Below are 16,494 nucleotides of genomic sequence, written 5' to 3'. Positions count from 1 at the left end.
TCGCCGCGGTGGACGCGGGCAAACAAAATTGATTGGGAGTGAAGCATTGGCAGATTCTTTAGCAAAGAGTGACAGGTCATACAGATACGGAAATTTGGCTTTTTTAGTCGTGATGATCGCGATTCTTGTCTTCGGTGCTTCAGTGGCGCGTGCGGAAGATCAGCAATTAACAATTACAGGTAAAATCACTTCCATTCATGGTTCGATATATTTCAGCCCGGGCGATATGGCGGCTTCGACGCCGGTTGAAGTCATCACACGCAGCCCCTGGACAACAGGAAAGACTCGCTTTCGCGGGGTTCTCTTGCGGGATATTCTGGATAAAGTGGAAGCCGCAGGCACAGTCCTCAAAGCCACGGCGGTTGATGGGTATACAGTTGAAATCCCTATTTCCGACGCTGAGGACTTCGAGGTTATTATTGCCTATAAGATGGACGGAGAGTGGCTGGAAGATGGCGTCTACGCACCATTTTGGATCATTTATCCCTATGATACGAATAAGGAACTTGCCCAGGAAAAATATTATGGCAGGTCGATCTGGCAGCTCACGAAATTAGCAGTGGAATAAACGGGTCACCGCTCATCGATCGTCTGATGATATGACGGGGGATTATGTAACACAGGAATGGTGGTTGATCCGCCACGCGCCTGTTAATGCTGACATGATCTATGGCCATCTCGATTTAGATGGCGATTTTTCTGACACAGGCAGGTTGGATACTCTCGCGCAATTACTTCCCAAAAAGAGTGTCGTTGTCACAAGTGATCTGGCGCGGTGCCGTGACACTGCGCGGCATATTCTTGACCGGCAAGGATGCGCAGATATGCCCGTACTGGAACGTTCAACGTTGCGCGAGCAGAGTTTTGGTCAGTGGGAAAGAAAAACCTATCAGGAGGTGGCCGCGGCGGAGGGGGAGCATTATCGTGATTTCTTCGACCACCCCGCAACCTTTAGACCAGAGGCGGGGGAAAGTTTTCAGGACCTTCTCAATCGTGTGCAAGGAGAAATTGACATTCTTAAGCAGTCCGGGGAGACACGAAATTTTGTTCTCGTGACACATGCGGGTGTGATCCGGGCGATTGTGGGGCTGGCCCTAAGTATGATACCCGAAAAGATGCTCTCCCTAGCGGTAGATCCCCTCTCACTCACCCATTTAACGTCCTTTCAGAGCGATGGGAGCACGAATTGGCGTGTGAACTTTGTAAATGATCTGAACCGAACTCAATATTCCTAACGCTAATCGGTTTTCTCTTCGCTTACTCCGGCATCAGCAAAGCTCGCCATGCCATTGTGTGTGGCGACGGCGCCCTTGATAATAGCAAGGGCCAAGGCTGCGCCGGAACCTTCGCCGAGGCGCATGCCAAGCGAGAGTAATGGCTCCTTGTTGATTGCTTTGAGCAGCTTCTTATGGCCGGGTTCAGCAGAGACATGCCCCGCTACGCAATGATCAAGAGCCTTTGGATTTGCCTTGAAAAGGACGGTTGCGGCCGCCGTGGCAACAAATCCGTCGAGCAGAACAGGGGTATGTTTCTGCCGTGCCGACAGAATGGCACCGGTCATGGCGGCGATTTCACGCCCGCCAAGACATTGGAGTATTTTCAGTGGGTCATCAAGTATGTCGCGATGGCGGGTTAGCCCGGCATTGATTGCCGCTGCCTTCCGTCGTATGCCTTCTTCTGTAACGCCAGTACCGGGGCCGGCCCAGTCCGCGCCGTCGCCGCCCAGAAGGGCGGCCGAAAGAGCCGCTGCCACGGTGGTATTTCCGATCCCCATTTCCCCGACGATAAGGATATCGGTTTTGCTGTCGACGGAATCCCACCCCTCAGAAAGTGCGTTTGCACATTCCGCCTCATCCATTGCCGGGGCTTTTGTAAAATCAGCGGTCGGGTTATCGAGCTCCAGGGCATTTACCGAAAAACTCGCGCCAAAAGCGAGGGCAAGCTGGTTAACGGCCGCGCCTCCTCGGTCGAAATTTGCGACCATTTGAACGGTTACCTCCTGCGGAAAAGCAGAAACACCTTGATCGCAAACCCCGTGATTCCCTGCGAAAATAATTACCTGCGGATGGTCGCAGCTTGGCGGATGCTTGCCCTGCCAACCGGAAAGCCAAAAAGCGAGCATTTCGAGTTCACCAAGCGACCCCGCTGGCTTCGTTAGCACGGCATCGCGGGTGACAGCAGCCTCAGTGGAAGATCGGCTTATTGTGGTAAGGTTGGAGAGTTCCTTGCGGAATTCGCTAAGAGACGAGGCCATAATTTATCAGAACCTATGCATTTACAGGAGGGAGTTGAAGATCAGCGTCATTTTAGGGAAGATCGGATTTAATTCAATCCATGGACCGACATAAATTAGCAAGAAAGCCGGTCTGCATAATTGACCTTGTTTAACAGATACAAAGTTTCTACATTACTGGAACGATTGTTCCATATTGGCTGGAAATAATGGCCTATAACACTGCAAAGGGATAGACAAAATGACAAGTAATAAACTTACGGCAGGGCAGGCATTCCCAAAAATTGAAGTTCCTCTTGTGTCCGGCGGTAAGCTAGCAATTGGCAATGGAACGGCAGATACCAAAAAATGGCGACTTGTAATTATCTATCGCGGAAAGCATTGCCCTATATGCATGCGTTATTTAACGCAGCTTGAAAGCCTGAAAGGGGAATTTGAAGAAGCCGGTTTGGACGTTGTTGCCATCTCCGGGGATGGGCAAGAGAAGGCGGATGCTGTCACGAAGGACAATGCGCTCAGCTTTCCTGTTGGATATGACCTGTCTATTGATCAAATGAAGAAACTCGGGCTTTATATTTCTGATCCACGCTCTCCCAAGGAGACGGATCAGCCATTCCCGGAGCCGGGGCTTTTTGTTATTCGGCCAGATAATGTCATTCAAATCATTGATATTTCGAATGCTCCGTTTGCGCGGCCGGAACTTGGGGCAATTCTCCGGGGTGTGAAATTCATCCGGGAAAATGATTACCCCATTCGCGGAACCCATGCCGCATAAATTCTGAAGAATTCTTCTCTCGGCACAGAAAAAGTTGCCATGTTTCGGTTTTAAAACAATTGCCAAATGTAGCAATTAAGTGCACTCTTGCCCGCAAAATCGTAGGCGATAAACCTGTGTAATAATAACAAGAACGATCAGGAAGGAGTGATATGTCAAATATTCTATCGGGAATTCGGGTGCTGGATTTCGGTCGCTATATCGCGGGCCCCTATTGCGCAACAGTATTGTCCGACTTTGGTGCAGAGGTTATCCGTATTGAAAAGCTGGCAGGTAGCGAAGATCGCTATGTCACGCCTCTCACAGAAGAGCAGACGGGTGACGGCGGCCTCTTTATGCAAATGGCGCAGAATAAAAAAGGCATTACCCTCAATCCAATGAAGCCCGAAGGGCGTGAGGTGGTCAAGCGCTTGGTGAAAACCGCTGATGTAGTTGTTGCCAATCTTCCGATTGAAACACTGGAGGCCATGGGGCTTGATTATGAAAGCCTGAAAGCCGTCAAGGAAGATATTATTCTGACTCATGGCTCCGCCTTTGGTGATGAAGGGCCTTACAAAAACCGCGTCGGATTTGATGGTCTCGGTCAGGCAATGTCTGGTGTTATGCATATGTCCGGCAGCGAGGGTGAGCCCCGCAAGCTATATGGCCCATATGTTGATTTTACGACGGCTCTGATGGGAGCTATCGGGACAATGGCCGCGCTCCGTCACCGGGATATGACAGGTGAAGGTCAGGTGATCAACACGTCGCTGTTTGGTTCTTCCGTACTTATTTCCAGTGTGACGCTAATGGAGCAGGCGATGCTTCAGTTAAATCGGGTCGGAACAGCAAACCGCGCACAGGGTGCCGGGCCTGGCGATACATTCAAGACAAAAGATGGTTGGGTTCTGGTGCAATCACTCGGTTGGCCGTTGTTCGAACGTTGGACAAAACTGATTGGGGAGGATCATTGGCTCAGTGATCCGCGCTTCAAGACAGACCAGAGTCGTGGTGACAATAACGAAATCATCTCTGAGCGCATGGCGAAATGGTGTGCGGAAAGAACGACGAAGGAGGCAATTGCTGAGATGGACGCCGTTCGTCTTCCTTGCGGACCCGTCATGACCCCTCAGGAGGTACTGGATGATCCTCATCTTGCGGCAATGGGTTTGCTAAAAGAAGTCGAGTATCCGGGGTTTGACAAGAAGATCCCCGTTACCGAATTACCTATCAAGATGTCGAAAACCGACACAAAGCTTAAAAGCAGGGCGCCGACACTGGGTGAGCATACGGACGAAACCATGCAAAGCCTCGGTTATTCGGCTGAGGAGATCGCGGACTTAAGGTCCAAGCGTGTAATTTAGCTGCCGACTGCGGCCTGCCGCTGCGCAAGCGGCGGCAGCCAATGATCCAGAAAAAGATCGAGCCAATCGCGCATGTCGGCGTCATATTTACGCCGGCCTTCAAGCTGCGCATCCCGTGACTGTGCACCGGGATCGCTTAGCATATGCGATGCTTTAATTGTCCAGCGGCGGTTCATGGCCTCTGTTACTTCTGGGTGGAACTGGATACCGTAAGCATTTTTCCCTACTTGAAAGGCTTGATTTGGAAAGAAGTCGCCGCGGGCGAGCAAAGTGGCCCCTTCCGGGACATCAAATCCTTCGCGGTGCCATTGATAGGCCATCATCGGTTTCTTGAAGAGATGGCAATCGTCGACAGCAGGAGTAAGCTGGTAGTATCCAACCTCCCGCAATCCATCTTCATGCTCCGCGACGCGGGCACCCAAGGCGCGGGCCATTATCTGGGCGCCAAGACAAATCCCGAGATACGGAGTTTCGCTTTTTAGAAGGACATCGATCAGCTTGGTTTCTTCACGGATGAATTCCTCATGATCATCATTGGCACTCATTGGGCCACCAAAAATGACAGCGGCGGCATGTTCTTCCATCGTTTTTGGCAATGGTTGCCCAATCGCTGGAATGCGCATATCGAGTTCAAATCCTCGGGTGCGAATGGCTTCGCCGACATGGCCAGGATCAGACGTTGCCTGATGGAGAACAAGAAGAACTTTTTGCGACATTATTGGAACAAAATCCTCGCTTAAACGAAAAATCGGCCTGCGCCTTAGTTTAGCTTTCCTTTAGTCCGATACAAGACCATATCCCATTATTATATTAAAATGATTGGCAATTGATTACCGGCGAGGGGAAATGGCAAGTACAATGATATCGTTAAAATATCTGGCGATTTTAGTCGGTCTATCAGCAGCCGCAATTCCAGTGCCTGTGGCATATGCAGAGGACACGGATGAAGTTGGGGCGATTATCACTATCCGTGCCGAGGATCTTCCCGAACCATATGCAACACCTGTTGAGGCACTCAGTCCGCGGCGCGTCAGTTCAAATATAAAAGGTGAACTAAATCTACCCCCTGGCTTTATTGTAAACCCCTTTCGCAGGGGGTTGACGCATGCGAGATGGCTTTACGCGCTGGAAAATGGGGATGTCTTGCTGGCGGAGCCCCGCGGCGGCAAGATTACTATTTTGCGTGATGCGGATGAGGATGGCCGGGCGGAAATCGAGAAAACACTGGTTGATGGCTTGGAGACACCGCATGGCATGGCGATCATCGGCGACTGGCTTTATATTGGAGAAGAAACACAGGTCCGTCGCGTTCCCTTCGACGTTGGGGATCTCGACGTCACTGGACCGGTTGAGGACGTTACGGAGCCTGGATCGCTGGGTGATGGGCATGGGCATTGGACGCGAATTCTGCTGTATGACGCGAAAGATAATGCCCTCTATATTTCCGTCGGAAGCGCGTCGAATATCGCCATAGAACCGCTCCCGCGTGCCAGTATTCAAAAACTCTATCTTGACGACAACCGGATGGAAACAGTGGCGACGGGCCTTAGAAACCCCGTTGGTATGGATTTTAACCCCGTTACCGGCGCGCTTTATACGGTGGTGAATGAGCGTGATGGCTATGGCGACGGTTTGGTGCCGGATTATCTGACGGAAGTGAAGCAGGGCGGGTTTTACGGTTGGCCTTATGCCTACTCCGGCACTATTCCCGATCCGGACTATGCTGATCGGGCTCCAGAGATGGTCGCAAAATCAATCCTGCCTGATGCCTTGTTCCAGTCCCATTCCGCGCCACTTGGCCTGACATTCTATCATGGCGATCAGTTCCCGGCAGAATATAAAAATGATGCGTTCGTTGCCTTTCAGGGGTCATGGAATGCATCCGTACCGACGGGATATAAAATTGTCAGGGTGCCATTTGACGGGGGCAAACCAACGGGGTCCTATCAGAATTTCGCTACTGGATTTCGTATCGAAGTTGAAGATCCTGGTGCTGCAAAAGTCTGGGGCCGACCGGTGGGCCTCACGGTGGCGGCTGATGGCTCCCTCCTGGTGGCCGATGCCGTTAGTCAAACGGTATGGCGTATTTCCTATACACCATAATACGCCAAAACGGAATTATTATAGACTCTCTGCGCTGTCAGGGATATATCAGTGAGGCTTTGGCGGCGGCGCGACAATTATATGGATTGCGGCCGCTGTTGATTTAGGGCAACCGCAACAAGAGATCGTGGAATGAGTTGGACTGAAGAACGTATTGAGACGCTGAAAAAGCTCTGGGGCTCCGGCAAAACAGCCGCGGAAATTGCCGAGGAGCTGGGCGATGTCACACGCAATGCCGTTATTGGGAAGGCGAACCGTCTTGGCTTGTCATCCAAATCAACACCTGCGGCGGCCAAGCCGAAGAAGAAAGTCATTCCGGCGCATCGCGCTTGCCAATGGCCCATTGGCCATCCGGGTGAGGATAATTTCCATTTTTGTGGCGATGAAGCAGTGCCGAGCAAGCCTTATTGCCTGAAGCATTGCAACATGGCCTATCAAAACAAAGACAATAACTAGGCTTTTCAGGCCGCTTCAAACATTCCCAGATTAAGTTTCAGCTTTTCGCCAAGCCAAAGCGCATGATCGCGATGATCTTCAAGGTCATGGCCGGTTTCCGGGTGGACTAAAATATCAAGGCCCTGACGGTTAAGCATAAGCCAGGGAACAATTTTCTCGAACTCTTCGATTGTGAACGCCACCTGATACATGGATATCGGGTGAGGTCCAACAGGTCTGTCATGCCAGCGGCCCAAGGTGACGTCAAACTGAGCGCCTAACTGCTCACGGACGCTGGCCGCGGCGGCTTTTGTTTCCGGGCGATAGTAGATATGGGCGTGGTATCCGATTACTCGCTGGTTCAAGTCGTGAGACATAAAATTTTCCTTCGAAAATTCACTGGCCTTAAAGAGCCGATACTTGTTAACATAGGTACTCCACGTTGCTTTGTCATGGCGGGACAAGGCAGACGCTATAAAAACATATAAATCGGAGGAAAACCCGTGGCCTATGAGCATATTCTTTATGATGTCGAAGATCAGATCCTGACCATTACTTTAAATCGGCCGGATAATCTGAATGCCTTTACCAAGATTATGCGCGATGAATTGATTGACGCCTTTGACAAGGCAGATAATGACGATGATGTTCGCGCAATTATCATCACGGGCGCGGGGCGGGCATTCTGCGCGGGGGCCGATCTTGGAAAAGGGACAGAAACCTTCGATTACAAAGCGCGTGGCGAGGTAAACGACGGCGAGGTGCACCGTGATGGCGGTGGGCGGGTAACACTGCGGATGTATCAATCTAAGAAGCCGATAATTGGGGCCATCAATGGTCCGGCGGTTGGCATCGGGGCGACAATGACCTTGCCCATGGACATCCGCCTGGCGTCCGAGAAAGCCCGTATCGGTTTTGTCTTTTCACGCCGTGGCATTGTTATGGAAGCCTGTAGCAGCTGGTTCTTGCCCCGCCTGGTTGGTATCTCGCAGGCGGCGGAATGGGTCTATTCTGGGCGTATCTTTCCGGCGGATGAAGCGAAGTCTGGCGGCCTCGTAAAGGAGGTTTATCAGCCTGATGAACTTTTGCCAGCGGCTCGCAAACTCGCTAAGGAACTTATTGCAGATTCGGCGCCTGTCTCGGTTGCCCTTTGCCGCCAGATGATGTGGCGCATGATGGGTGCAGATCATCCGATGGAAGCCCATAAGATCGATAGCCGCGGCATTCAGGTGATGGGCAAAAGCCCTGATGTTGCCGAAGGGATTACGTCTTTTCTGGAAAAGCGGCCAGCAAAATTCACTATGCGCCCGTCGACCGATATGCCCGACTATTACCCCTGGTGGGAGGAACCTGAATTTAAATAAGCATACTGAATTATGTGAATACATTTTATAGGTGTATAAAAAATTTAGTCAAAACGCCCAAAAATTATCTCCGGTTCTTGCGTGTCATTCAGCAAGAACCGGAGGTAGTCTTATGAAGCTCACATCAATTCTTGTTCAGGGCGGTTTGTTGTTCTTATTGTCGCTGCAGTCTGCCAATCCGGCGGTTAATATTGAAACCAGCGCCACAAGCTCTAATCTGGCAACAACATCGGCTTTGCACCCTTGAATTAATAAAGCTGTATTCGTTATAAGGAAATCTGCAGAATGGTTGCGTTTTGCAGGCTTAGCGCCTAAATGTAGGATGGATTAAATCGCGCAGGTATATACATGACTTCCTTACTCTATCTGATTAGTACGATTATCAGTATTTTTATCTGGCTTTTGATTGCAAATGCGATTTTGAGCTGGCTCGTTGCGTTTAATGTCGTCAATACAAACAATCAGTTTGTCGCGTCGGTGGGCAATTTTCTGTACAAGATCACGGAACCTCCGCTGCGCCCGATCAGAAAAATCATACCGACGATGGGCGGACTCGACATTTCGCCCGTTGTTCTCATTCTATTGCTGATTTTCCTTCGTAATCTCTTGTTTGAATATGCCCCGATGATGATGTGACACTGCCGTTTAGACGAAGTGAGGACGGATTACTGCTCGATATCCGTCTCACGCCGAACGCTGCACAAAACCGGATTGAAGATATATTTGTCGATGGTGAAGGGTGCTCTAGACTTAAAATCAAAGTGACGGCGATCGCTGAAAAAGGGAAAGCCAATGGCGCCTTGGTCAAACTTCTGTCGAAATCAATAAAGTATGCCCGAGGAAATTTTGAGATTGTCTCAGGCAAGCTTGATCGAAACAAGACCTTGCTGATATTAGGTGATCCATCGGAGACAGAAGATCGGATAAAGGTCTGGTTAGATAATTTATGATCAGGCGATATCGCGGTGAGGGGATGGAATAATGACAGCGACAATTATCGATGGCAAGGCCTTCGCGGTCCGTGTGCGGGAAAAGGCTGGCAAGCAGGTTGCTATCCTGAAAGAAACTCATAATCTGACGCCAGGGCTTGCCGTAGTGTTGGTCGGAGAAGATCCGGCGAGCCAAGTTTATGTCCGCAACAAGGGCAAGGCGACAACGGAAGCCGGCATGAAATCTGAAGAAATCCGTCTGGAGATGACTGCCAGTCAGGAAGAAGTGCTGGAAGTCGTACACCGCCTTAATGCAGACCCTACAATTCACGGTATTCTTGTGCAATTGCCGCTGCCGAAACAGGTTGACGAGATGGCAGTGCTGGATGCCATTGATCCGATGAAAGATGTTGATGGTTTCCATGTGATCAATACCGGTCGGCAGGCGGTTGGTCTTCCGGCGATGGTGCCCTGTACGCCGCTTGGCTGCCTGATGATGCTGAAGGATACGCTTGGCGATCTTTCCGGTATGAACGCTGTTATTGTCGGTCGGTCGAATATTGTTGGCAAACCGATGGCGAGCTTGCTTCTATCGGAGAATTGTACAGTTACCATTGCGCATTCCCGCACCCGCGACTTGCCCGATGTCTGTCGGGGGGCGGATATTCTGGTTGCTGCGGTGGGCCGTCCTGAGATGGTTCGGGGCGATTGGGTCAAGCCCGGCGCAACCGTGATAGATGTCGGGATCAATCGTATTCCCAAGGATGACGGTAAAACCAGGCTTGTTGGTGATGTTTGCTTTACCGAGGCAGTTGAGGTGGCGGGGGCGATTACGCCGGTTCCGGGCGGCGTTGGTCCAATGACAATTGCCTGCCTGCTGGCCAACACGATAACGGCCGCCTGCCGTCAGGCCGGTGTTCCCGAACCAAAGGTGTAAATTCTTCCTGTGCGATATTCCCGCCCGCTTATCGGACGTTTTTTTAAATTTGTCGCCGTTGGCGCGTTGGTGGGAATTGTCTTCAGCATTCTTGTTATCGCGCTGCCGATGGCGGGCGTTCTGTTTATCCTAAGCGCATTTGATATTGGCTGGACACTGCCATGGGTCCCGTCGATGCCGCAGATTATGGCGATCGGGGCAATTGCAGGAGCGGCGTTTGCAGCCGCGCTTTTTATCAAGGACCGCTACGTCCCCTATGTGGAGGAAGTCCCTGATTTCGAGGGCGATGACGACGATCCGGGGTCGGATCATCGTCTTCATTAAGAGCTTTAGCCTTTCTGCCGATGCAGAAGTCGCAGACGAAGCGCGTTCAACTTAATAAAGCCTTCGGCATCACGTTGGTCATAAACCGTGTCTTCCTCGAACGTCACATGCTCCATCGAATAGAGGGAGTAGGGGCTCTTGCGCCCGACAACGCTTACCCGTCCTTTAAAGAGCTTGAGCCGGACGGTACCAGTCACCTTTTCCTGGCTCTTGTCGATCAGAGCCTGCAGCATTTCCCGCTCTGGGGAGAACCAGAGGCCGTTGTAAATCAGTTCTGCATAGCGGGGCATGATGTCGTCTTTCAGGTGCATGGCGCCGCGATCAAGGGTGATCTGCTCGATCCCGCGATGGGCTTCTAACATAATCGTCCCACCTGGCGTCTCATAGATGCCGCGTGACTTCATGCCAACAAATCGGCCTTCCACCAAATCAAGCCGCCCGATGCCGTTGTCGCCGGCGAGTTTGTTCAGTGCGGTTAATAATTCCGCCGGGCTCATCCGTTTGCCGTCAACGGCAACCGGATCGCCTTTTTCATACTCAACCTCGATATAGGTTGGGATGTCCGGCGCATCTTCCGGCGCTACTGTGCGCGAATAGACATACTCCCCGGCTTCTTCCCATGGGTCTTCCAATGCCTTGCCTTCCGCCGAGATATGGAGGAGGTTCGCATCGACCGAGAATGGAGCTTCGCCGCGCTTGTCCTTCGGGATGGGGATCTGGTTCTTTTCGGCGAAGTCAATCAGTTTGGTGCGGGAGTTAAGGTCCCATTCCCGCCAGGGGGAAATAACCTTGATATCGGGATCAAGCGCGTAATAGCCAAGCTCGAACCGGACCTGGTCGTTCCCTTTACCGGTTGCGCCATGGGCAACGGCATCGGCGCCGACCTCTTTCGCAATCTCGATCTGCCGTTTTGAAATCAGCGGCCGTGCGATGGAAGTACCAAGGAGATACTGACCTTCATACACCGCATTTGCGCGGAACATAGGAAAGACAAAATCACGCACGAATTCTTCGCGCAGATCATCCACATAGATTTCCTTGATACCCATCATCTCTGCTTTGGCGCGGGCCGGTTCCAGTTCCTCGCCCTGACCTAAGTCAGCCGTAAAAGTGACAACTTCGCAATTGTAGGTCGTCTGAAGCCATTTCAGAATGACGGAAGTATCAAGACCGCCGGAATAGGCGAGAACGACTTTTTTGATTTCTTGGGACATAACTGGGGACCTCAATAGGGAATCTGTTATTCAGGCAACTTTGCAGCGCGCAAACTAGGGGAAAAGTAAAGGCTTCGCAAGGGGCAGATTTCCGCATATTTCAGGTACGATGCGGATAGTGGATCACTGAAAGCGTAACGGCCTTTTCATCGTTCCGATTCCGATACCCATGAGGCTTGTCCCCACGAAAGCGTATTGTCTGCCCTTTTTCAAGTTTCTGCCAGATATCGTCGGTCAGAATCTCCATTTTTCCGGACATGACAGTAATATGTTCGATAACGCCCGGTTCATGCGGCTCTGATACGCGCTCATATCCGGGAAGGAAGGTAAGCTCCATCAGGTCAAAGCCGAAGCGCGGTTCAAACGGGAAAAGCGGGGCAACGGCCATGCCCTTATCGCCGGGAATATTGCGGATTTCTTCAGCGTCTCGAATAACAGTATCCGCCGAGATTTCGGGTAGCGGTTCCATCAGGGAAGAGATGGAAACCTGAAATCCCGTCGCCAGCTTCCATAGGACGGCGGTTGTCGGGCTCGATTCGCCTCGTTCGATTTGTCCCAACATGGCTTTGCTCACGCCAGTAGCCGCGGCGGTAGCATCCAGGCTCCAGCCGCGATTTTTGCGAAGATGCTTGAGGGTTGTTGAAAGGTGATTTTTCAGTTCCTGCATAATGCGTCCATTTTTTCTTGAGCGTTATAACGCACATCTGTTAGTTTGGCGTTGCTTGTGCGTTATAACGCATACTATGTTGGAAGGTATAGATCAAAATGCTCCGCTATTTCTCTCCGAGCTACATTTCCGCAGGCTTTGTCGCCGTACTGGTCGGCTATGCCGGTGCGGGGGCGATTGTCTTTCAGGCGGCAAATGCGGCAGGCGCGACACCGGATCAGATCAGTTCTTGGCTCTGGGCGGTCGGGATTGGCATGGGCGTCAGCAGTATCGGACTCACCCTCTTTTATCGCCAGCCAATCCTGATTGCCTGGTCAACGCCCGGCGCGGCACTCCTTGCGACCAGTTTGCCCGGCATACCGATGGGGGACGCCATTGGTGCGTTTCTTTTCAGTTCCGTCCTGCTCACGCTTTGCGGGGTTACTGGGCTTTTTCAGAAGATAATGGCTTTTGTGCCGCAATCGCTCGCTTCAGCTTTGCTGGCAGCGGTCCTGTTGCGGTTTGGTCTGGATGCGTTTGTCGCGCTGGAGGCAGATGTTGTCATGGTTGGTGCGATGGTTTTCGTTTTCCTCGTTGCGAAGCAGTTTATGCCCCGATACGTTATCCCGCTCACTCTTCTGACCGGAGTTGCGATTGCATTCTTTGGGGGCCAAATATCCCCGGTCGAGGCAGAGTTCTCCCTCACGCTGCCAGTCTTTGTAGTACCGAGCTTTGACATCTCCACATTGATTGGTGTGGGGATTCCTCTTTTCATAGTGACAATGGCATCACAGAATGTGCCGGGCATCGCTGTTCTCCGGGGGCATGGCTATGATGCGCCGGCATCTCCCCTGATCGGCTGGTCAGGTTTCACAGGTGTTTTGCTGGCTCCATTCGGGGGGTATGCGTTTAATCTTGCGGCAATCACGGCGGCCCTTTGTATGAGCCCTGATGTGCATCCTGATCCGGAAAAGCGGTATCCTGCTGTGCTCTGGGCATCGGTTTTCTATATTCTTGCCGGGCTATTTGGCGCGGCGATTACGGCTTTGTTCATAGCCTTTCCGGCGGCGCTCGTCATGGCGATTGCCGGGCTTGCCCTTCTGTCTACGATCGCCAATAGTCTTGAATCCGCTCTCAAGGAGGAGGTAGAGCGCGATGCGGCGATCCTGACCTTTGCCGTTACAGCATCGGGTATGACGCTCCTGTCCATCGGCGCGCCTTTTTGGGGAATTGTTATTGGTATGTGCGCCTACCTCTTTCGCAAGCACTTTACGGGACGTGTAAAAGTGTAAATTATTGCGAATATTGAGAAAGCACGGGATTAAGCGATGGTAAGGGTTGCAGTTAAGGAAGTGGGTTTTGTCGAATGGCGGGAGTTGCTTGCGCTCCTGTTTGATGCATTCGCCTATATGGAAACTCGCATTGACCCACCGTCCTCTCTGCACCTTTTAAATGAAGACACAATTATTCAAAAATCAGAGGAGGAAGCGCTTCTTTTAGCGCGAGAGGAAGGCAAGCTGATTGGCTGTTGTTTTCTGAAAGATATAGGCGAGAGGATGTATCTTGGTAAGCTTGCGGTTGACCCGAAGGCACAGCAATCAGGTATTGGTCTTGCGCTTGTGAATGCAGCGATTAACCTTTCTCGCATTGAAGGAAAAAAGCTGATTGAATTGCAGTCACGTGTTGAACTTAAGGAAGTGCATGATTTCTTCCACCGACGCGGCTTTCGCCAAACTGGGACAACTGCTCATAAAGGCTACGATCGTCCTACCAGCATCACCATGCAGCTTGAGTTATAGGCTAGCAATAGCGCCAGATTCTTTGCGACGCACAGACGCGGGGGCTTTCTTGCTTGCAGATTTAAGCTGGCCACAGGCGGCCATGATATCGCGCCCGCGCGGTACGCGAATGGGGGAAGAGTAACCCGCGTCATTGACGATTTTCGCAAAACGATGCATCGCATTATTACTGGAGCATTCATATCGCGAACCGGGCCAAGGGTTGAACGGGATCAGATTGACCTTCGCGGGAATGTCTTTCAGCAACCGAACGAGCTCCCGCGCGTCAGCCGGGCTGTCATTGATGCCGTCCAGCATGACATATTCGAATGTGATCCGGCGCGCATTGTTGCTGCCCGGATATTCTTTGCAGGCCTGCAATAGTTCCTTGATTGGATAGCGCTTGTTGATCGGCACCAGAATGTCGCGCACCTCATTGTTAACCGCATGAAGTGATATGGCGAGATTGACGCCAAGCTCTTCGCCGCATTGGTGGATTTTTGGAACGACGCCGGATGTCGAAAGAGTGATCCGCCGCTTGGAAAGCGAAATACCCTCACCATCCATGATGATTTTGAGCGCCTTGGCGACGTTATCGTAGTTCAGAAGCGGCTCGCCCATACCCATCATAACGATGTTGGAGATCATACGTTCGCCCTTCGGGCTTGGCCATTCGTTGATCGTGTCACGCGCGACGAGCATCTGGGAGATAATCTCGCCTGCAGTCAGGTTTCGCACAAGCTTCATGGTGCCTGTATGACAGAAACTGCAAGTGAGGGTACAGCCGACCTGACTTGATACGCAAAGCGCACCGCGATCCTCTTCCGGGATATGTACCGATTCTACTTCCTGGCCATCCGGAAATTTCACCAGCCACTTACGCGTGCCGTCAGTCGATTCCTGAAGGGACGTAATTTCCGGCCGTTCCGCTGTAAATTTTTCAGGTAGCCAACCGCGCATGTCTTTCGAGATCGAGGTCATGTCCTCGAAAGTGCTGGCACCGCGGTAGTAAAGCCAGTGGAACAGCTGGCGCGCCCGCATCCGGGAGGTTTTCTCATCCAGTCCCGCCTCAGCCAGCGCACCCGCTATTTCGCTCCGGTCGAGCCCTATCAGGCTTTGACGGATGGCGAGTAGTTCCGGTTGCCGGTCAACGGCGGCCACATCGGGAATCAAATGATCCATGGTTTCCACTATATCTTAAAAAAGCGGCTTATACTCTTGTCAGGTCGATCAAGTACAGCTTTTTCTAATCTGCTTGTAAGCGGCGGTGAAGCCTTGGAGTGAATATGTATCGACAGTTAGCGTCCCACGCGTTGATGTTCCCTTAACGATCATCTTCGATCCGCCACGCATCGCGCTGATCAACTTTTCGTCACTGCCGCCCTCCGGAACCCAGGCAACCTCGTTATTTGTCGCGAGCAGAAACCTGTTGCTACCGATCAAAGCCTCAACTGTTGATTTATCTTTAAACGGGTAACCGGCAACGTGGCTGACTTCTTCCTTGGACTTTGAGCTTGGCCGATAGGCTACCATTAAATAAATGTCACCACGTTTTACTCCTTTCGGAGTTGATTTAAGCGGCCGAGAAAGCATGTAGCAAACCTTGTTGTCATTCTCGATCCAACTATAGGCAAGCCAATCAGTAAAAGTGCCAAGAACACGGGGCTCTGCCTGTTGCGCGGCAACTGTCCCCGGCAGGGACAGAAGAAGGGTTAGGGTCAGTAGAAAACTTGCTGATAATCTATACATGGCGAAAGAATAGCGGCCTGACGTAGATTTTTCTACCCTCGGCATCTTCAATTTTTCTTCAAACTGGAACATCCACTCAACCTGTTCAATTGCATGTCTAACATCAATCCGTTTCGCGCCGCTTGATCGGCGCCCCCTGGATATGCGTTTCTAGGGGTACCGGCTTTCCAAGCTCACCGGTTGGTCGCTGGGCAAATCGTCCATGGGTGACTATTCTGTCATACATAACAATTGCCCCAGCGGTTGCAACATTCAGACAGAAATTTGTCGGAATTTTGATAAAGTAGTCGCATTTTTCCTGCATAGCTGGCGAAAGGGAGCCGCGCTCGCGTCCCAGAACATAGGCGGCGCTGATAGGATGGAAAAAACTCGGGAGTTCTGTTGCCTCGTCGAGTAGTTCCACTCCGACAATCTTGCATCCCTTGGGCAGTTGCATTTCATCGAGATTTCCAAAATCATACCACGGGATGTTCTTTGGCGCGACGGAGGTGTCCGAGCGGGCCTTGCGAACGGAATATTCAGCACCGAGAGTAAAAACAAAGCTCGCACCGAAAGCATGGGCAGTGCGGAAAAGGTTGCCTGCATTCATCGGCTTGCTAATCCCCTCTACCCCGATACCAAAATATCCCCGGGAAATTGCCATAATTATCTACTCTCCTGACCG

At 51.6% G+C, this 16,494-nt stretch carries 22 protein-coding genes; 14 read left to right on the top strand and 8 right to left on the bottom strand.

Annotation, left to right across the window (positions count from 1 at the left end; translation table 11 throughout):
- Positions 1-112: 112 nt before the first annotated feature.
- The gene (locus LKE13_RS00700) at positions 113-568 is read left to right on the top strand and encodes a molybdopterin-dependent oxidoreductase (RefSeq protein ID WP_227948838.1); all 456 of its coding nucleotides are present in this window, start codon (positions 113-115) and stop codon (positions 566-568) included.
- Positions 569-599: 31 nt separating this feature from the next.
- Positions 600-1,235: a histidine phosphatase family protein gene (locus tag LKE13_RS00695; protein WP_227947764.1), complete on the top strand. Its 636-nt coding sequence runs from the start codon at positions 600-602 to the stop codon at positions 1,233-1,235.
- 2 nt (positions 1,236-1,237) lie between these two features.
- On the opposite strand, the gene cobT is transcribed toward LKE13_RS00695, so the two are convergent.
- Positions 1,238-2,254, bottom strand: a complete 1,017-nt coding sequence (gene cobT, locus LKE13_RS00690; RefSeq protein ID WP_227947763.1) for a nicotinate-nucleotide--dimethylbenzimidazole phosphoribosyltransferase — start codon at positions 2,252-2,254, stop codon at positions 1,238-1,240.
- Positions 2,255-2,474: 220 nt separating this feature from the next.
- Here cobT and LKE13_RS00685 point away from each other — a divergent pair, with 220 nt between their 5' ends.
- Positions 2,475-3,008 carry a peroxiredoxin-like family protein gene (locus tag LKE13_RS00685; protein WP_227947762.1) on the top strand — a complete coding sequence of 178 codons (534 nt, stop codon included), beginning with the start codon at positions 2,475-2,477 and terminating at the stop codon, positions 3,006-3,008.
- Between the two features lie 152 nt (positions 3,009-3,160).
- Positions 3,161-4,351 carry a CaiB/BaiF CoA transferase family protein gene (locus LKE13_RS00680; protein WP_227947761.1) on the top strand — a complete coding sequence of 397 codons (1,191 nt, stop codon included), beginning with the start codon at positions 3,161-3,163 and terminating at the stop codon, positions 4,349-4,351.
- On the opposite strand, the gene LKE13_RS00675 is transcribed toward LKE13_RS00680, so the two are convergent.
- Complete coding sequence (locus LKE13_RS00675) at positions 4,348-5,067, bottom strand: glutamine amidotransferase-related protein (RefSeq protein WP_227947760.1); 720 nt, start codon at positions 5,065-5,067, stop codon at positions 4,348-4,350. The two genes, LKE13_RS00680 and LKE13_RS00675, sit on opposite strands and share 4 nt — an antisense overlap.
- Positions 5,068-5,209: 142 nt before the next feature.
- Here LKE13_RS00675 and LKE13_RS00670 point away from each other — a divergent pair, with 142 nt between their 5' ends.
- Together LKE13_RS00670 and LKE13_RS00665 are read left to right on the top strand one after the other, a co-directional pair.
- Entirely contained in the window at positions 5,210-6,454 is a 1,245-nt protein-coding gene (locus LKE13_RS00670; RefSeq protein WP_227947759.1) for a PQQ-dependent sugar dehydrogenase, read from the top strand.
- A gap of 132 nt (positions 6,455-6,586) precedes the next feature.
- Positions 6,587-6,910, top strand: coding sequence for a GcrA family cell cycle regulator (locus tag LKE13_RS00665; RefSeq protein ID WP_227947758.1), 324 nt, complete (start codon positions 6,587-6,589; stop codon positions 6,908-6,910).
- A gap of 5 nt (positions 6,911-6,915) precedes the next feature.
- On the opposite strand, the gene LKE13_RS00660 is transcribed toward LKE13_RS00665, so the two are convergent.
- Positions 6,916-7,266 (bottom strand): DOPA 4,5-dioxygenase family protein, encoded by a 351-nt coding sequence (locus LKE13_RS00660; RefSeq protein WP_227947757.1) that lies wholly within the window; start codon positions 7,264-7,266, stop codon positions 6,916-6,918.
- A 126-nt stretch (positions 7,267-7,392) separates the two neighbouring features.
- On the opposite strand from LKE13_RS00660, the gene LKE13_RS00655 reads away from it, so the two are divergent.
- The 6 genes from LKE13_RS00655 to LKE13_RS00635 all read left to right on the top strand — a co-directional run bounded on the left by LKE13_RS00655 (position 7,393) and on the right by LKE13_RS00635 (position 10,443).
- Complete coding sequence (locus LKE13_RS00655) at positions 7,393-8,253, top strand: crotonase/enoyl-CoA hydratase family protein (protein ID WP_227947756.1); 861 nt, start codon at positions 7,393-7,395, stop codon at positions 8,251-8,253.
- A gap of 112 nt (positions 8,254-8,365) precedes the next feature.
- On the top strand, positions 8,366-8,500 hold the full coding sequence (locus tag LKE13_RS18560; RefSeq protein ID WP_265334738.1) for a hypothetical protein: 135 nt from the start codon (positions 8,366-8,368) through the stop codon (positions 8,498-8,500).
- Positions 8,501-8,601: 101 nt separating this feature from the next.
- On the top strand, positions 8,602-8,889 hold the full coding sequence (locus LKE13_RS00650; protein ID WP_227947755.1) for a YggT family protein: 288 nt from the start codon (positions 8,602-8,604) through the stop codon (positions 8,887-8,889).
- The gene (locus tag LKE13_RS00645) at positions 8,886-9,203 is read left to right on the top strand and encodes a DUF167 family protein (protein WP_227947754.1); all 318 of its coding nucleotides are present in this window, start codon (positions 8,886-8,888) and stop codon (positions 9,201-9,203) included. The genes LKE13_RS00650 and LKE13_RS00645 overlap by 4 nt, the downstream gene beginning before the upstream one ends.
- A 31-nt stretch (positions 9,204-9,234) precedes the next feature.
- On the top strand, positions 9,235-10,119 hold the full coding sequence (folD, locus tag LKE13_RS00640; protein ID WP_227947753.1) for a bifunctional methylenetetrahydrofolate dehydrogenase/methenyltetrahydrofolate cyclohydrolase FolD: 885 nt from the start codon (positions 9,235-9,237) through the stop codon (positions 10,117-10,119).
- 9 nt (positions 10,120-10,128) lie between these two features.
- Positions 10,129-10,443 carry a hypothetical protein gene (locus tag LKE13_RS00635; RefSeq protein WP_227947752.1) on the top strand — a complete coding sequence of 105 codons (315 nt, stop codon included), beginning with the start codon at positions 10,129-10,131 and terminating at the stop codon, positions 10,441-10,443.
- A gap of 5 nt (positions 10,444-10,448) precedes the next feature.
- On the opposite strand, the gene LKE13_RS00630 is transcribed toward LKE13_RS00635, so the two are convergent.
- The gene (locus LKE13_RS00630; RefSeq protein WP_227947751.1) at positions 10,449-11,657 is read right to left on the bottom strand and encodes an argininosuccinate synthase; all 1,209 of its coding nucleotides are present in this window, start codon (positions 11,655-11,657) and stop codon (positions 10,449-10,451) included.
- A gap of 100 nt (positions 11,658-11,757) precedes the next feature.
- Positions 11,758-12,324: a helix-turn-helix domain-containing protein gene (locus LKE13_RS00625; RefSeq protein WP_227947750.1), complete on the bottom strand. Its 567-nt coding sequence runs from the start codon at positions 12,322-12,324 to the stop codon at positions 11,758-11,760.
- Between the two features lie 98 nt (positions 12,325-12,422).
- Between LKE13_RS00625 and LKE13_RS00620 the strand changes: the two genes are divergently transcribed.
- Both LKE13_RS00620 and LKE13_RS00615 read left to right on the top strand, forming a co-directional pair.
- The gene (locus tag LKE13_RS00620; protein ID WP_227947749.1) at positions 12,423-13,595 is read left to right on the top strand and encodes a benzoate/H(+) symporter BenE family transporter; all 1,173 of its coding nucleotides are present in this window, start codon (positions 12,423-12,425) and stop codon (positions 13,593-13,595) included.
- Positions 13,596-13,631: 36 nt separating this feature from the next.
- Positions 13,632-14,102, top strand: coding sequence for a GNAT family N-acetyltransferase (locus LKE13_RS00615; protein WP_227947748.1), 471 nt, complete (start codon positions 13,632-13,634; stop codon positions 14,100-14,102).
- Here LKE13_RS00615 and rlmN read toward each other — a convergent pair.
- From rlmN to LKE13_RS00600, 3 genes are read right to left on the bottom strand one after another with little or no spacing between them, the layout of a single operon-like run.
- Positions 14,097-15,263: a 23S rRNA (adenine(2503)-C(2))-methyltransferase RlmN gene (gene rlmN / locus LKE13_RS00610; RefSeq protein ID WP_227947747.1), complete on the bottom strand. Its 1,167-nt coding sequence runs from the start codon at positions 15,261-15,263 to the stop codon at positions 14,097-14,099. The genes LKE13_RS00615 and rlmN overlap by 6 nt on opposite strands.
- A 48-nt stretch (positions 15,264-15,311) precedes the next feature.
- Positions 15,312-15,902 (bottom strand): invasion associated locus B family protein, encoded by a 591-nt coding sequence (locus LKE13_RS00605; RefSeq protein WP_227947746.1) that lies wholly within the window; start codon positions 15,900-15,902, stop codon positions 15,312-15,314.
- Between the two features lie 31 nt (positions 15,903-15,933).
- Complete coding sequence (locus tag LKE13_RS00600; protein WP_227947745.1) at positions 15,934-16,473, bottom strand: RNA methyltransferase; 540 nt, start codon at positions 16,471-16,473, stop codon at positions 15,934-15,936.
- Positions 16,474-16,494: the final 21 nt, after the last annotated feature.

Source organism: Sneathiella sp. HT1-7, assembly GCF_020731145.1.
In the GTDB taxonomy this organism is placed as follows: Bacteria; Pseudomonadota; Alphaproteobacteria; order Sneathiellales; family Sneathiellaceae; genus Sneathiella.
This window is presented reverse-complemented; position numbering and strand designations above follow the sequence as displayed.

Coding starts and splice junctions, on each gene's coding strand:
- LKE13_RS00700 (WP_227948838.1), top strand. CDS start 113: ATGATCGCGATTCTTGTCTTCGGTGCTTCAGTGGCGCGTGCGGAAGAT.
- LKE13_RS00695 (WP_227947764.1), top strand. CDS start 600: ATGACGGGGGATTATGTAACACAGGAATGGTGGTTGATCCGCCACGCG.
- cobT (WP_227947763.1), bottom strand. CDS start 2,254: ATGGCCTCGTCTCTTAGCGAATTCCGCAAGGAACTCTCCAACCTTACC.
- LKE13_RS00685 (WP_227947762.1), top strand. CDS start 2,475: ATGACAAGTAATAAACTTACGGCAGGGCAGGCATTCCCAAAAATTGAA.
- LKE13_RS00680 (WP_227947761.1), top strand. CDS start 3,161: ATGTCAAATATTCTATCGGGAATTCGGGTGCTGGATTTCGGTCGCTAT.
- LKE13_RS00675 (WP_227947760.1), bottom strand. CDS start 5,067: ATGTCGCAAAAAGTTCTTCTTGTTCTCCATCAGGCAACGTCTGATCCT.
- LKE13_RS00670 (WP_227947759.1), top strand. CDS start 5,210: ATGATATCGTTAAAATATCTGGCGATTTTAGTCGGTCTATCAGCAGCC.
- LKE13_RS00665 (WP_227947758.1), top strand. CDS start 6,587: ATGAGTTGGACTGAAGAACGTATTGAGACGCTGAAAAAGCTCTGGGGC.
- LKE13_RS00660 (WP_227947757.1), bottom strand. CDS start 7,266: ATGTCTCACGACTTGAACCAGCGAGTAATCGGATACCACGCCCATATC.
- LKE13_RS18560 (WP_265334738.1), top strand. CDS start 8,366: ATGAAGCTCACATCAATTCTTGTTCAGGGCGGTTTGTTGTTCTTATTG.
- LKE13_RS00650 (WP_227947755.1), top strand. CDS start 8,602: ATGACTTCCTTACTCTATCTGATTAGTACGATTATCAGTATTTTTATC.
- folD (WP_227947753.1), top strand. CDS start 9,235: ATGACAGCGACAATTATCGATGGCAAGGCCTTCGCGGTCCGTGTGCGG.
- LKE13_RS00630 (WP_227947751.1), bottom strand. CDS start 11,657: ATGTCCCAAGAAATCAAAAAAGTCGTTCTCGCCTATTCCGGCGGTCTT.
- LKE13_RS00625 (WP_227947750.1), bottom strand. CDS start 12,324: ATGCAGGAACTGAAAAATCACCTTTCAACAACCCTCAAGCATCTTCGC.
- LKE13_RS00620 (WP_227947749.1), top strand. CDS start 12,423: ATGCTCCGCTATTTCTCTCCGAGCTACATTTCCGCAGGCTTTGTCGCC.
- LKE13_RS00615 (WP_227947748.1), top strand. CDS start 13,632: ATGGTAAGGGTTGCAGTTAAGGAAGTGGGTTTTGTCGAATGGCGGGAG.
- rlmN (WP_227947747.1), bottom strand. CDS start 15,263: ATGGATCATTTGATTCCCGATGTGGCCGCCGTTGACCGGCAACCGGAA.
- LKE13_RS00605 (WP_227947746.1), bottom strand. CDS start 15,902: ATGTTCCAGTTTGAAGAAAAATTGAAGATGCCGAGGGTAGAAAAATCT.
- LKE13_RS00600 (WP_227947745.1), bottom strand. CDS start 16,473: ATGGCAATTTCCCGGGGATATTTTGGTATCGGGGTAGAGGGGATTAGC.